17 protein-coding genes are annotated in these 13,813 nt (G+C 31.3%); 12 read left to right on the top strand and 5 right to left on the bottom strand.

The window, feature by feature from the left end:
* From WBN21_RS14095 to WBN21_RS14075, 5 genes are all read right to left on the bottom strand, one after another.
* On the bottom strand, positions 1-520 hold a 520-nt coding region (locus WBN21_RS14095), incomplete at its 3' end, for a universal stress protein (protein ID WP_424201358.1).
* 813 nt (positions 521-1,333) lie between these two features.
* Entirely contained in the window at positions 1,334-1,720 is a 387-nt protein-coding gene (locus WBN21_RS14090; RefSeq protein ID WP_424201356.1) for a hypothetical protein, read from the bottom strand.
* A 5-nt stretch (positions 1,721-1,725) separates the two neighbouring features.
* Positions 1,726-2,574 carry a universal stress protein gene (locus WBN21_RS14085; RefSeq protein ID WP_424201354.1) on the bottom strand — a complete coding sequence of 283 codons (849 nt, stop codon included), beginning with the start codon at positions 2,572-2,574 and terminating at the stop codon, positions 1,726-1,728.
* A 93-nt stretch (positions 2,575-2,667) separates the two neighbouring features.
* Positions 2,668-3,723, bottom strand: a complete 1,056-nt coding sequence (locus tag WBN21_RS14080; RefSeq protein ID WP_424201352.1) for a response regulator — start codon at positions 3,721-3,723, stop codon at positions 2,668-2,670.
* Entirely contained in the window at positions 3,720-5,600 is a 1,881-nt protein-coding gene (locus WBN21_RS14075) for a PAS domain S-box protein (protein ID WP_424201350.1), read from the bottom strand. Before WBN21_RS14075 ends, WBN21_RS14080 begins: the two co-directional genes overlap by 4 nt.
* 118 nt (positions 5,601-5,718) lie before the next feature.
* Here WBN21_RS14075 and WBN21_RS14070 point away from each other — a divergent pair, with 118 nt between their 5' ends.
* The 12 genes from WBN21_RS14070 to WBN21_RS14015 all read left to right on the top strand — a co-directional run bounded on the left by WBN21_RS14070 (position 5,719) and on the right by WBN21_RS14015 (position 13,808).
* Entirely contained in the window at positions 5,719-6,126 is a 408-nt protein-coding gene (locus tag WBN21_RS14070) for a hypothetical protein (RefSeq protein WP_424201348.1), read from the top strand.
* Positions 6,127-6,128: 2 nt separating this feature from the next.
* Positions 6,129-6,527 (top strand): DUF302 domain-containing protein, encoded by a 399-nt coding sequence (locus tag WBN21_RS14065; RefSeq protein ID WP_424201346.1) that lies wholly within the window; start codon positions 6,129-6,131, stop codon positions 6,525-6,527.
* On the top strand, positions 6,517-6,816 hold the full coding sequence (trxA, locus tag WBN21_RS14060) for a thioredoxin (protein ID WP_424201344.1): 300 nt from the start codon (positions 6,517-6,519) through the stop codon (positions 6,814-6,816). The genes WBN21_RS14065 and trxA overlap by 11 nt, the downstream gene beginning before the upstream one ends.
* A complete protein-coding gene (deoD, locus tag WBN21_RS14055) occupies positions 6,813-7,511 on the top strand; it encodes a purine-nucleoside phosphorylase (protein WP_424201342.1) in 699 nt (232 codons plus the stop codon). Before trxA ends, deoD begins: the two co-directional genes overlap by 4 nt.
* A 95-nt stretch (positions 7,512-7,606) precedes the next feature.
* Entirely contained in the window at positions 7,607-8,209 is a 603-nt protein-coding gene (locus tag WBN21_RS14050; protein ID WP_424201340.1) for a WG repeat-containing protein, read from the top strand.
* Positions 8,206-9,291, top strand: coding sequence for a M50 family metallopeptidase (locus WBN21_RS14045; protein ID WP_424201338.1), 1,086 nt, complete (start codon positions 8,206-8,208; stop codon positions 9,289-9,291). Before WBN21_RS14050 ends, WBN21_RS14045 begins: the two co-directional genes overlap by 4 nt.
* Before the next feature lie 2 nt (positions 9,292-9,293).
* The gene (locus WBN21_RS14040) at positions 9,294-10,373 is read left to right on the top strand and encodes an efflux RND transporter periplasmic adaptor subunit (protein ID WP_424201336.1); all 1,080 of its coding nucleotides are present in this window, start codon (positions 9,294-9,296) and stop codon (positions 10,371-10,373) included.
* Positions 10,373-11,635: an ABC transporter permease gene (locus WBN21_RS14035; protein WP_424201334.1), complete on the top strand. Its 1,263-nt coding sequence runs from the start codon at positions 10,373-10,375 to the stop codon at positions 11,633-11,635. Before WBN21_RS14040 ends, WBN21_RS14035 begins: the two co-directional genes overlap by 1 nt.
* 1 nt (position 11,636) lies before the next feature.
* On the top strand, positions 11,637-12,311 hold the full coding sequence (locus tag WBN21_RS14030) for an ABC transporter ATP-binding protein (protein ID WP_424201332.1): 675 nt from the start codon (positions 11,637-11,639) through the stop codon (positions 12,309-12,311).
* Positions 12,312-12,396: 85 nt separating this feature from the next.
* The gene (locus tag WBN21_RS14025) at positions 12,397-12,609 is read left to right on the top strand and encodes a hypothetical protein (RefSeq protein ID WP_424201330.1); all 213 of its coding nucleotides are present in this window, start codon (positions 12,397-12,399) and stop codon (positions 12,607-12,609) included.
* Between the two features lie 3 nt (positions 12,610-12,612).
* Positions 12,613-13,512, top strand: coding sequence for a DnaJ C-terminal domain-containing protein (locus tag WBN21_RS14020; RefSeq protein ID WP_424201328.1), 900 nt, complete (start codon positions 12,613-12,615; stop codon positions 13,510-13,512).
* On the top strand, positions 13,512-13,808 hold the full coding sequence (locus WBN21_RS14015; RefSeq protein ID WP_424201326.1) for a chaperone modulator CbpM: 297 nt from the start codon (positions 13,512-13,514) through the stop codon (positions 13,806-13,808). The genes WBN21_RS14020 and WBN21_RS14015 overlap by 1 nt, the downstream gene beginning before the upstream one ends.
* The last annotated feature ends 5 nt before the right edge of the window (positions 13,809-13,813 follow it).

Below are 13,813 nucleotides of genomic sequence, written 5' to 3'. Positions count from 1 at the left end.
ATTTAAGCTCACGTCTTTTATAAGGAATCATGTAATTTGTTGGAAACAGGATGTGTTTTGGCTGTTTATATTTGTAGTTTACGGGAATAGCCATTACAGGACATTGCACATACTTTAATACTTGAAGCGTATGGCTACCAAAGGTTATTTTTTTACTGTTAGTTTTACCTTTAGTTCCCATAATTATTACATCAATATTTTCTTTATCTACAATTTTATCGGCTTCATCTAAAAGCACATTATTTGAAGAAATTGTATGAAACGTATGTCTTGGATTTGGAGAACTTTTTATAATATCATTATGAATTTGCTGCAATTCCTCAACAGATTTTTTACTAATAATAGCCGTAACATCTTCTAAAGTTTCATTATTTAAAAGAACTTCATTTGAATAAATATCATCTTGATAAGCATGCATAATATAAAATTCGCTAACATCGTACTTGAATAAGTCCGTTGCAAATTTTAGCGCATTCATAGCGTTTTCAGAAAAGTCGGTAGGAATTAATATTTTTCTCATGGCTTTAAGTATTATCTATAAATTTAAATACTAAACCACTTAAAAACAATGATATATATCAGATAAAAAAACTTGTGTTTGGAAAATTTCAGAAGAAAAGAAAATAAGAAAAGAGAGGTTTTTAAAAAAAACCTCTCTTTTCTTCACATCAAATAAATTATAAAAATTGATTAATAGCCACACTTTATATAAGAAACAGGAAGCATGATACTTCCTGTTTCCTTTTCGACATATTTGACTTTATTAATTAACCTTTCCTAATCATTAATACTCTTATGAAAGCTATATTAAATCTTCAGTTTATCAATAATTCCAAATACATCTAAAACAGTATTTATCATTTTACAATGCATAAACGCTGTGTATTTTAGAAACAGGAAGCCTAAACTTCCTGTTTCACCAAAGTACCTAATGTCATTATCTAGCTTTCGGTTTTCTGCAACAAATCCTTTGTTTCCAAAGGCAACATTCAGGTTTTCCTGCCAAAAAACAACTTTAACACTTTGTTTCGGAATTGCTATTTTACAACAACAATACCTATGTTATTTAAAAAACAGGGAGTCGAAACTCCCCGTTTTTCCAAAATATTTAATGTCATCATCGAGCTTTCGGGTTCCTGCAAGGTATGATTTACTTTCAAATTCATATCGAGGTTTTCCTGCCAAATAATAGCTTCAAACATTTTGTTTTGGTACTACTATTTTGCAACGGCAATACCTATGTTATTATTTCTATGTTAAAGAACTTTTTTATTATGATCCTAATTTAAGTTACCATTTTCAATTAAAAAATGATATCCATCAGTTTTGAAAATTAAAGAGGAATTATTCCATAAACATTATTAAGTAAAAATAAACCTGTAAGTAATAACAGCATATATAATACTTGCACCAACTTTATATTTATAAACTTTAAAATGTTAACCGTACGTTTAGGTAATATAAAAAGAGATAAGCCTAAAAAAAGCGAAGCCCATCCAATTAATGTAATAAGAATTCTCCAATTTGGCTCCCAAATATTATGAAATAAAATATTGAGCAAACCCACAATTATGGCAACAAACGACGATATAATTAAAAACTTCTCATCGCTTAAATCATTAAAAATCTGCTTGATACGTTTTGGATTAAAAGTTAATATGCAGAAGAATATAATAAGATACCAACCCCAAAACTTTGCTAAAAAAATTGAATTTTCCATGATGATTAGTTTTTTTCGTGTAACACTAAAAATGGTATTTCTATGTGATAGCTTATTTCCTCAACCTTTGAATGAAATAATATTTGCTGAAAATAATTAAGGTTTTTTGCCACCATGCACATCAAATTAATATTCCGGCTTTCTACAAAACATTGAATAGCATCCTCTACCTTTTTATTTGTTAAGTAATGAAAACTGTATTGGTGCTGACTAAAATAATCTTCCAACAATTCTTTATGCATTTTTTGTTCTGTATTTAAATTTTCTTTGGTTTTACTAATATGCACCATACGCAATGTTGACTTATAGACATCTAAAATATCTGCAATGGGTTTCAAAGTTTCTATACCATAGGTTAATGCAAAATCAGTTGGAAAACCGACTTCTTTTAGCGCAGTAAATTTTGCGTTTTCAGGTACAGCTAAAGTGGTACATTTTACTTTAGTAATCACATCGCCAGTATTGCTACCAATAATAATTTTTTTTAACCCAGAAGCACCTTTAGTTCCCATTACAATGCAATCTATTCTTTTATCGCGAACATGCTTTCTAACGGATTCTATAAAAAAATCATAATCAGTAAGCGTGTAAAATCTGTGGTTTTCTTTTATGGAAAATTCTGCACCAATACGTTTTAACAACTTCCTAAGTTGTTGTTTTGCTGGTTTGGTATAAATGTCTTCAATTACAGTCTCAGTAGCAATGTAATTTGCATCGGTCATAACATCATTAATCACCATATTTACATGAAGTAAATAAAAGTTACATGCTTCTTTTTCAAAAAATTGAACCGCATAATTGATAGCATTCCATGAGTTTTCCGAGAAATCGGTAGGAAGTAATATATTTTTCATCTTAAAGCATTTTACTTGTACTAAAGTAATTTGTTGATAACTAAAATGAAATGATATAAATCATTTTTAAAATATGATTTTTAAGGTGCATTTCTAATGCATACTTTTTAGTCTTTCAATATCTAGAACTTTAATGTTTCTGCCTTCAGCAGTTATAATACCTTGTTTTTTAAACTCCGTTAATGCCCTAATTAAAGTTTCTGTGGCAATACCTGCAACGCTTGCCAAGTCGTTTCTGGAAATTTTAATAGAATCTTCCGGCCTACGATTCATTTTCTCGGCAAATTTTAAAATAGTGTCCGCTGTTTTTTGGGTTACCGAACCATAAGCCATTTTTAAAAGTTGTTTTTTAACTTCAGATAAATCGTCAGTTAAAAGCTCAATAAGTTCTAAAACAACCTTATGATTTTTATTCAGAATATTATTAAAATCTATAACGGAAACACCTAATAGTTTGGTGTCAGCAATGGCTGTTGCGGTTTCTTGATGGGGCTTATTTTGCGTAAACGAAGCATAGCCAAATAAATCGTCTTCTTTAAATAATGCCGTTGTTAATTCCTTGCCTTGCTCATCTATTCTATAACTTTTTACGGCACCTTCACTAATTAAATAAATGTAATTGGAATGGTCGCCTTCGTGATAAATAACCTCTTCATTTTTAAATGTAAATACTTTTCCGTAATCGTCAAAAAAGTTTTTTAACTCATTAATTGTTTTAATTTCGTCAAAGTCAGAAGCTATGTTTTCTGGGGTTTGTTTTCTATTTAATTCATTTAAAATAGACATTTTGGCTAAGCGACTTTCTATGGCACTTACAAGTTCATCTTCTGTAAAGGGTTTGGTAATATAATCATCAGCCCCCAAATTCATACCTTTTCTAACATCCGTACGCTCCGTTTTTGCAGATAAAAATATAAACGGAATATATTTGGTTAATTTACTTTTTGAAAGCATTTTTAACGCGCCATAACCATCAAGTTCGGGCATCATAATATCACAAACAATAATATCTGGGTGTTGCTTTTTGGCCATCGCCACACCAGTTTTCCCATTTGAAGCTTTTATAACTTTATAGCCTGAAAGTTCTAAAAGTTCAGCCGTATTATCTCTTAAAACAATATCGTCCTCTATGAGTAAAACTACCTTCATGATTTCGCTGTATTAGGAATTGTTATTTCAAATGTGGTCCCTACATGTTCTTCACTTTCAAACCAAATACTTCCTCCCAAGTTTTCAAGATGGTTTTTAGCAATATTTAAACCAATTCCTGTGCCTTGTGTATTAATAACATTTTCTGCTCTAAAATAGCGCTCAAAAATACTTTTTTGGTCCTTTTCAGGAATGCCTATACCTCTATCTTTAATTTTAACGGTCGTATTGGTGTTGTCTTGTTTAATTTGTAAATCGATTACCGTTCTCTCTGGGGAATATTTAATAGCATTATACAATAAATTTGAAAATATTATTTGAATGGTTTTTTCATCTTGATAGAGCGATAAATCATCAATATTTTCTGGATAGTTTATTTGCTGCCCTTCTTTTAAAAGCATATTTGCATTATAAACCACCTCATTAACTACTTTGCTTAGTTTAAAATGAGTAAACTTATAATTTACTTTACCCGTTTCTAGATTCTCAATGGAAAAGAAGTCGTTAAGAATGTTATTTAAAAAATGAACCTTATCCGAGATTGTTTTTATATGTTTATCGCGCTTTTCCTGATGCTCAGTTAATTGATATTTACTCAATAATTGGCTAGACGTTAAAATGCCACTTAAAGGTGTTTTAAACTCGTGCGACACCAACGATAAAAATTTAGTTTTCAACTCATTAAGCTCCTTTTCTTTACCCAAAGCTTTTTTAAGTTGCTGCGTTCTTTCTTCTACTTTATTTTCTAGTTGTGTGGTATAATTTTTCCTTTCGGTAATGTCCAAAATAATGGCAACAAACACCTTTTTTTCTCCTAAATTTGATAATTGCAAATGTACTTCAACAGGATATGTCGATCCATCTTTACGCTGATGAACGGTTTCAAACTCAACCTTCTCAACATTACTTTTTAATAAAACATCAATGATTTTCCTGAATTCAGCTCTGTTTTTATCGGGTTTTATATCTAAAGGTGTCATACCCTTTAATGCTTCCAAGGTGTAGCCTATATTCTTTTGTGCACCATGGTTTACATTTATAAATTTTAGTGTTTTTACGTCAAAAACATAAATTTCATTTAACGATTCATTAAAAATAGTTGCCAAATGATTCCGCTCCTCTTCGGAAATTTTTCTCAAAGTCACATCATTTTGAATGCCAATAAAATTTGTCACTTTACCAGCACTATTTGTAATTGGAAAAATGTATAAATCATTCCAAAACATAGTACCATCCTTTTTATAATTCCGCATGGTGGCTTGACAACTTTCTCCATTTTTAATGGCTTCTCTAAGTTTTTTAAGCGGTTTTTGATGCTTGTCCTTACCTTGTAAAAATCGGCAGTTATGGTTTAATATTTCCGCCTCAGAATAGCCCGTAAGATGTTGAAATGCTGAATTAAAATAAATAACAGGATTATCCTTTTTTAAAGCATCTGTAATAATAACGCCGTTTTTTGAAGATTGTAATGCTTGAGTACGCAGCATTAGGGTCCTTTCAGTCTCTTTTTTTTCCGAAACATCCCTAACCAAAGCCATAACATAGGTTTTGTTATAAATTGAAAACGGGTTCAATTCAACTTCAATAGCAAAAACATTTCCATCCTTTTGTAATCCAAAAATATCTTTTGCTTCTCCCATTCTTCTGCGCTTGCCTTTTTTAATAAAAGTTTCAAAATAGGATGCATGGTTTTTATGGAAATTTAATGGAATAAGTACATTTAAATCTTTATCAATAAGTTCCTTTTTATCATATCCAAAAATTTGTTCAGCCGACTCATTAACCTCCATAATTTTTTGATGATTATCAACAATAATCACGGCTTCTGAAACAGTTTCCAGTAGAATATTAAATATCTCTTGATCTTGTCCAAACATGATAAATTATGGTATTAAATATGAACTAAAATACGAAATATTACCCTAAACAAAGACTGATTTATATCATATTAAGTAGGCTATTTAGTACGTAACTTTAAACATAAATTTTGGAGACATGAAAGCTAAAAAAATGACACTCAAGTTTTACCAAAACCTTGGCAAGTTATTTTACGCCATTGCTGCGGCAGATAAGGATGTGCGCGATATAGAATTTGATAAACTAAAGGTGCTAGTAAAAAAACAATGGCTTTCTGTTGACCCAATTGAAGATGCTTATCATACCGATGCAGCATACCAAATAGAATTTGTTTTTGATTGGCTAAATAAAGAAGAAAACTTAAATCCTAAAGCGTGTTATGATGCCTTTATAGGCTATAAAAATGAGCAACCACATTTGTTTACTGAACCTATAAAAAAATTAATTATGAAAACGGCGGGTGCCATTGCGGCTTCTTTTTCAGGAGTTAATAAATCCGAATTAATTATGCTCGCCCAACTGGATATGGATTTAAAAAAAATATAAAAATGAATTATTATTTCACCACCACAACAAATGGAAATTTTGAAGAAATTGAGGCCAAAGTTACCTCATTATTAAAAGATGAAAACTTTGGTGTACTCACTCAAATTGATATGCAACAAACTCTAAAAAATAAGCTTAATGTTGATTTTAAAAAGTATAAAATTTTAGGTGCTTGCAATCCTCCTTTCGCATACAAAGCTTTACAGGCGGAAAATAAAATTGGCACGATGTTACCATGCAATATTATAGTACAAGAAATAGCGCCAAATAAAATTGAAGTATCTGCCATAAACCCTCTAGTTTCTATGAAGGCTGTAAAAAACAAACAACTTGAAGGAATAGCTAATGAGGTAAGTACTAAGCTTGAAAACGTTATAAAAAACATTAACAATGAAAAATAGTTTTAACACCATACTACAATCTGAAACGCTTGTATTAATAGATTTTTTTGCTGATTGGTGTGGCCCATGTAAAATGCTTGCTCCAATTTTAAAAGACGTAAAAAAAGAGTTAGAAGATGACATAAAAATAATAAAAATTGACGTTGACAAAAACCAGCCATTAGCCGCAAAATACCAAGTTCGTGGTGTGCCAACCATGATGCTCTTTAAAAACGGAAAACAAGTTTGGCGACAGTCTGGCGTGTTACAAAAAAATGACATTATAAATATTATAAAATCACATATATGAGTATTCACATTGAAGCAAAAAAGGGAGACATTGCAGAAACCGTTTTACTTCCTGGAGACCCGATGAGGGCAAAATGGATTGCAGAAACTTTTTTACAAGATGCTAAATGTTACAACAATGTGCGTGGCATGTTGGGGTTTACTGGTTTTTATAAAGGTAAACGCGTGTCAGTTCAAGGCACCGGAATGGGCATTCCATCGGCACTTATTTATTGCCATGAATTGATAAACGATTATGGCGTTAAAAACCTTATTCGTGTTGGCTCTACAGGCTCTTATCAAAAAGATATTAAATTACGTGATATTGTTATCGCTATGGCTGCTTCTTCAACATCAGGCATTAATAATTCACGCTTTATTAATAAAGATTATTCACCAACGGCAAACTTTGAGTTATTTATGAAAGCTGCTTTATATGCTAAAGAAAATAACATTCCCATAAAAGCTGGAAATGTATTATCTGCTGATGAATTTTATGAAGACGAGTATGAATCCTATAAAAAATGGGCGGAATATGGCGTATTGTGTGTTGAAATGGAAACTGCAGGCTTGTACACCATTGCAGCAAAATTTAATGTGAGAGCATTATCTATTTTAACGGTTTCAGATTCGTTAGTGACTAAAAAAAGAACAACTGCTGACGAGCGAGAGACCAGCTTTAGCCCCATGATAGAAATTGCTTTAAATACCTTATAGCTTTTCGTTTCTACTAGCGGCATCTGCATGATGAATATCATTTTATACTTGCTTTTAACATCCTATTTTTAAGATGTTAATTAAAATGTATAATCATGAAAAAAATATTAATTATCCTATTATTAATTCCTGTTTTTGTTTTATCACAAACTACAGAGGAATTTGACTTTGTATCCCCTTTAAATGACGGTGTATCAGCTGTTCAAAAAGGTAATTCATGGGGATTTATAAATGATAAAGGCGACATTTTTATAGCTTTTAGAGATGATTTATTTGTCACTGAAAACGAAGGTCATAAATATCCAATTTTTAAAAACAACAGATGTTTAATTTCAGAAATTAAGGAAGGTATTACCTACTTTGGATTTATAGACAAAACAGGTGAAACCATAATTGAACCAAAATTTTTAAACGCTTTAAATTTTGATAATGATGAAACCATTGCATTGGAACTAATTAAAGACGTTATTGGCGAAAATGATGTGCTAAAAAAAAATATAGTTAACTATAAATATTGCGAAGTTATTTTAACGAGTGATGGTACCATAAAGCATTATTTAAACCCAAAAGGGGTTCGTATAGTTTTGGATAAAAAATTTCTAAAAGCCCCTCCAGAAATTACATCTAAATTCATTTCAAACAGCCTAGTTGCTGTTAAGAATGAAAACAAAAAATGGATAATTAAATTGATAGAATGAAAGCAAATCTAAATTTAGGCAGTATTTCAGGTATTAAAATAAAAGTACATTGGACTTTCTTTTTTTTAATTGCTTGGATTGTTTTTAGTGAATTAAAAAGTGGCGGAACTACCGAGAGTATTTTGTTCAATGTCTCCTTAATTTTGGCTGCTTTTGGATGTGTGGTTTTACACGAGTTGGGCCATGCGCTAACAGCAAAACGGTTTGGAATAAAAACAAAAAAAATCACGCTGCTTCCTATTGGCGGCGTGGCAAGCTTAGAACGTATTCCGGAATCGCCAAAACAAGAATTTTTAGTAGCCATTGCAGGCCCATTGGTAAATGTAATTTTAGCTTTATTCCTCTATTTTATAGTACCTGTTCAAGAATTTATGCATTTAAATTTTACAGAATCTTTCGAGGTTTTAATGAGCTTTTCATTTCAAAATTTTCTATTCTATTTGTTTATTGTTAATGTGGGTTTAGTAGTTTTTAATTTCATTCCGGCTTTTCCAATGGATGGCGGTCGCGTTTTAAGAGCTTTACTTGCCATGAGGATAAATCGTGTTAAAGCCACTCAAATAGCCTCAAGTATTGGTCAAATTATTGCTGTTATATTCCTCTTAATAGGCTTATTATATAATCCGTTTCTAATAATTATTGCACTCTTTATTTTTCTAGGCGCTTATGGCGAAAACCAAATGGTTCAGCAATTGGCATTACTAAAAGATCATAATATTGAAGATGCTATGTTACTGAACATAACCACATTTAAACTTGATGATTCTATCGATTTAGTGGTCAATAAATTGATAGCAAGTACTGAAAACAATTTTGTTGTAATGGAAGGCGATAAGGTTAAAGGTGTTTTGTTTCATCAAGATATTATTGATAATTCCAATAAAAATATATTGGTAAAGGATATTATGAAAACCGACTTTAAGGCAGTAAAAAGTAGTGATAAGCTCGATGCCATTTACAGATTAACACATAGTGAAAAACATGCGTTCTTTCCTGTTTTAGAAAATGAAAAACTGGTTGGTGCTATTGATAATATTAATTTAAACGAATATATAATGCTTCAAGCTAAACTTGCCTATTAATTATGAAATTATATGCTTATTTAGTCCTAATATTCACCCTATTATCTTGTTCTGAAAACAAAGATAAAATACTTCCAACGGAAAGGAGTTTAACGGAGTCTGTCTATTCATCAGTTACCATTCAACCAGATAGTTTGTACCAAGTTTATGCCATTGTTGCGGGTATATTGGATAAAAATTTGGTAGAAGAAGGCGATGTGGTTTTAAAGGATGCCATTTTAATGCAAATCATAAATAACACCCCAAAATTAAATGCACAAAATGCAAGATTAGCTTTAGAATTAGCTAAAGAAAACTACAACGGAAATGCGGCCATTTTATATGGTATTAAAGATGAAATTGCTGCTGCCAGATTAAAATTTAAGAATGATTCTATTAATTACTTCAGACAGAAAAATCTTTGGAATCAGAAAATTGGATCGAAAGCACAATTCGATGCTCAGAAACTTAATTACGAATTATCTTCAAACAGTTTGAATCTTTTAACAAGTAAATATAACAGAACAAAAAACGAGCTTCAAACCTATGTTAAACAAGCTCAAAATAACTATGAAAACACCATAATAACCACCAAAGATTTTGCTATAAAAAGTAAAATTAATGGAAAAGTTTATGCGCTTTACAAAGAGCCAGGAGAAATCATCACAACCATGGAACCACTTGCTTCTATTGGTAGTGCGAAACGGTTTAATATTAACATGTTGGTTGATGAAGTGGATATTGTTCGGATATCTAAAAATCAAGAAGTCATTATAACCTTAGATGCCTATAACGGAGAAACTTTTAAAGGTCTTGTTTCAAAAATATACCCTAAAAAGGACGAGCGGAATCAAACCTTTATGGTAGAAGCTATTTTTGAAAATGCTCCAAAAGTTCTATATCCAGGACTTTCTGGAGAGGCCAATATTATTATTGCGAAAAAGGATAAAGTATTAACTATTCCTAAAGGATATTTAGTTGAAAATAATAAAGTAAAAACAGATGATGGATTAATAGATATTACAACAGGCTTACAAAACATGGAATACATTGAAGTTTTATCTGGAATTACTAAAGACACCCACATTTACAACCCAGAATAATGACCAATTGGAAAGTCATATTAAACATTGCCAAAACCCATTTGCTTACCAAAATTAAGCAAACGTCTACGGCTGCTCTTGGGGTTACTTTCGGTATTGGCGCATACATCACTTTGGTGTGTTTTATGACAGGTTTAAATGCCATGCTCGACAATTTAATTCTCAACCAAACACCACATATTCATATTTATAATGAAATTGAACCTTCAAAAAACCAACCGATTTCTTTATATGATGATTTAAAAAACAGCTTTCATGTTGTGCACTCCATCAAACCCAAATTAACACAAAAGAAAATACACAATGCCTTACCAATTATTTCATATTTAGAAGAAAATGAAGCCGTACGTGGTGCACTTCCGCAGGTGAAAACGCAAATTTTTTATATGGCTGGTTCTATTGAATTAGGCGGAAATTTAACGGGTATAAATCCTGTGGATGAAGCACGATTGTTCAACATGGGCGATTACATTGTGGAAGGTTCTGCCCAAGCCTTAAAAAATACAGATAATGGTATTTTATTGGGAATTGGCATTGCGAAAAAAATGTCTTTAAAAGTTGGCGATCGTGTGCAAGTTAGTCCTATTAACGGTGGCATTTTTCCATTAAAAATAGTAGGATTCTATCAAAGCGGTATTGCCGATTTGGATGCCATACAAAGTTTTACCAATATAAAAACCGTGCAACGTATTTTAGGCAAAGCCAACAATTACATTACAGATATAAATGTGAAGTTATATGATATTGAGCAAGCTTTTCCAATGTCAAAAAAAATTGAACAAGAATTCAATTTAACAGCCATAGATATTAAAACAGCAAACGCACAGTTTGATACGGGAACTTCTATTCGAAACCTTATCACTTATGCGGTTTCTATTACACTTCTTATTGTAGCAGGTTTTGGTATTTACAATATTCTAAACATGCTTATTTATGAAAAAATGAATGACATAGCCATACTAAAAGCTACAGGATTTTCTGGTAAAGATGTACAACTCATTTTTATGAGTCAAGCCATGATTATTGGCTTTGTTGGTGGCGTTTTAGGCTTGCTCTTAGGTTTTGTATTTGTTAGTATTATTGATACCATTCCTTTTCAAAGCGAAGCCTTGCCAACGGTTGAAACGTATCCAATAAATATGAATCCAATGTTTTTTATTATCGGTTTTTCCTTTGCTATAATTTCAACCTTTTTAGCAGGGTATTTACCATCAAAAAAAGCAAAAAAAATTGATCCAGTAAAAATTATAAGAGGCCAATAAAATGAGTATTGTATTAGAAGCAAAACATATTAATAAGTACTTTAGGAAGCCTGTTTTATTTCATGTTTTAAAGGATATTAATTTTCAAATTAAAAAAGGAGAATTTGCATCCATTATGGGAAAATCTGGTTGCGGTAAATCAACCTTGCTCTATATTCTCTCTACAATGGATACCGATTATGAAGGTGAACTATTTTTAAACAACAAGCTTATATCTAATCAAACCAGAGACCACCTTTCTTATATTAGAAATAAGCATATTGGATTTGTATTTCAATTTCATTATTTGTTATCTGAATTCACAGTTTTAGAAAATGTGATGCTTCCAGCAAAAAAACTGGCTGAAAAATCGCATCAGGAAATAGAACACGATGCTTATGAAAAACTAAAAATGCTTAACATTGAACATTTAGCAAAAAAACGGGCTTCAAGAGTTTCTGGTGGCGAAAAACAACGTATCGCCATTGCAAGAGCCTTAATTAACAATCCTTCTATTATTATGGGCGACGAGCCTACAGGAAATCTAGATAGTTATAATGCTGAGAATGTATTCAATATTTTTAAACAGCTAGGTGACGAGAAAGGTTTATCGCTTTTAGTTGTCACGCATGATGAAGATTTCGCCAATAAAACGGACCGTATTATCCAAATGGGCGATGGTGAAATTATTGTTTAAAAATTTATTATATTAAAAATTACTGATATTCATCATTTTAATTGAGGAATTTAAAGGTTAATTTTAAAAATTAATCATTAAAACCATGCAGGCGCCATTACAAAATATAGAAAACGAAATAATTAAGCTAACAACCTTAATAGCAACTAAGTACCCAGAAATTTACCAGTTTTTAGAAGAAACCCCAGTAACCATGCCAACTGTTAATCGCCCAGGTATTAACGCAGAAATAATGAAAGATTATCTAGAGAGTTTAAAGCAGTTTTTAAAACATCATGTTAAAACCCATAAATCTTAATAAATGGCCTTCATAGATTATTATAAAATATTAGAAATTACTAAAAATGCTTCTGAAAAAGACATCAAAAAAGCCTATCGGAAATTAGCGCGTAAATACCATCCAGATTTAAATCCGAATGACAAAGCTGCCGAAAAAAAATTCAAAGAAATTAATGAGGCAAATGAAGTTTTAAGCAATGCTGAAAACCGAAAGAAATACGACCAATATGGCGAGCATTGGCAAAATGCTGAAGCTTATGAAAAAGCCAAACAGCAACAACATTATCAAGGAAGCTACCAAGGTAGTCGTCCAGGTGCATCTGGTAGTTATTCCGAAGAAGACTTTTCAGATTTTTTCGAAAACATGTTTGGTGGTGCAGCTTCACAAGGGCGTGGCAGACAAGTAAAATTTAGAGGACAAGATTTTAATGCCGAATTACAACTGGACCTAAATGATGTTTACACTACGCACAAACGTACTTTAACCGTTAACAATAAAAACATTCGGATTACGATTCCTGCTGGCATTGAAAACGGACAAATTATTAAAATTAAAGGCCATGGTGGCAAGGGCGTTAATGGTGGCCCAAATGGCGATTTACTTATTCAATTTTCAATTGTAAATCATTCAAAATTCAAAAGAGATAAAGACAACCTTTATGTAACTGTCGATTTAGATTTATACAAAGCCTTATTAGGTGGCGAACTTATGGTTGATACTTTTAATGGTAAAGTAAAATTAAATATAAAACCAGAAACTCAAAACGGTGCTAAAGTAAAACTAACAGGCAAAGGGTTTCCTAGGTATAAAAAAGAAGGTGAGTTTGGAGATTTGTACGTCACATATCAATTAAAAACACCAACCAACCTTTCAAACAAAGAGAAATCATTAATTGAAGAGTTGCAAAAATTACGTTCATAATGAAAACACAAGATTTAATACCCATCCAAATAATTTGCTCGCGTTATGACGTTCCTGTAACTTTCATAAACACGTTGCAAGAATTTCAACTTATAGAAGTTATTGCTGAAGAAGATGACTTTTTCATACACAAAAAACAAATTAAGGAAGTTGAAAAAATAATGCGTTTACATTACGATTTAGATATTAATATTGAAGGTGTCGACGCTATTTATAATTTGTTAAAACAAGTTGAATCTTTAAAACAAGAAATAACAACATTACATAACAAACTAAGGTTTTATGAAGATATTTAAACACT

The organism is Algibacter sp. (genome assembly GCF_049667265.1).
Lineage (GTDB): Bacteria > Bacteroidota > Bacteroidia > Flavobacteriales > Flavobacteriaceae > Algibacter_B.
This window is presented reverse-complemented; position numbering and strand designations above follow the sequence as displayed.

Bases quoted from the DNA above. Each gene is read 5' to 3' on its own strand.
- WBN21_RS14090 (WP_424201356.1), bottom strand. From the start codon at position 1,720: ATGGAAAATTCAATTTTTTTAGCAAAGTTTTGGGGTTGGTATCTTATT.
- WBN21_RS14085 (WP_424201354.1), bottom strand. From the start codon at position 2,574: ATGAAAAATATATTACTTCCTACCGATTTCTCGGAAAACTCATGGAAT.
- WBN21_RS14080 (WP_424201352.1), bottom strand. From the start codon at position 3,723: ATGAAGGTAGTTTTACTCATAGAGGACGATATTGTTTTAAGAGATAAT.
- WBN21_RS14075 (WP_424201350.1), bottom strand. From the start codon at position 5,600: ATGTTTGGACAAGATCAAGAGATATTTAATATTCTACTGGAAACTGTT.
- WBN21_RS14070 (WP_424201348.1), top strand. From the start codon at position 5,719: ATGAAAGCTAAAAAAATGACACTCAAGTTTTACCAAAACCTTGGCAAG.
- WBN21_RS14065 (WP_424201346.1), top strand. From the start codon at position 6,129: ATGAATTATTATTTCACCACCACAACAAATGGAAATTTTGAAGAAATT.
- trxA (WP_424201344.1), top strand. From the start codon at position 6,517: ATGAAAAATAGTTTTAACACCATACTACAATCTGAAACGCTTGTATTA.
- deoD (WP_424201342.1), top strand. From the start codon at position 6,813: ATGAGTATTCACATTGAAGCAAAAAAGGGAGACATTGCAGAAACCGTT.
- WBN21_RS14050 (WP_424201340.1), top strand. From the start codon at position 7,607: ATGAAAAAAATATTAATTATCCTATTATTAATTCCTGTTTTTGTTTTA.
- WBN21_RS14045 (WP_424201338.1), top strand. From the start codon at position 8,206: ATGAAAGCAAATCTAAATTTAGGCAGTATTTCAGGTATTAAAATAAAA.
- WBN21_RS14040 (WP_424201336.1), top strand. From the start codon at position 9,294: ATGAAATTATATGCTTATTTAGTCCTAATATTCACCCTATTATCTTGT.
- WBN21_RS14035 (WP_424201334.1), top strand. From the start codon at position 10,373: ATGACCAATTGGAAAGTCATATTAAACATTGCCAAAACCCATTTGCTT.
- WBN21_RS14030 (WP_424201332.1), top strand. From the start codon at position 11,637: ATGAGTATTGTATTAGAAGCAAAACATATTAATAAGTACTTTAGGAAG.
- WBN21_RS14025 (WP_424201330.1), top strand. From the start codon at position 12,397: ATGCAGGCGCCATTACAAAATATAGAAAACGAAATAATTAAGCTAACA.
- WBN21_RS14020 (WP_424201328.1), top strand. From the start codon at position 12,613: ATGGCCTTCATAGATTATTATAAAATATTAGAAATTACTAAAAATGCT.
- WBN21_RS14015 (WP_424201326.1), top strand. From the start codon at position 13,512: ATGAAAACACAAGATTTAATACCCATCCAAATAATTTGCTCGCGTTAT.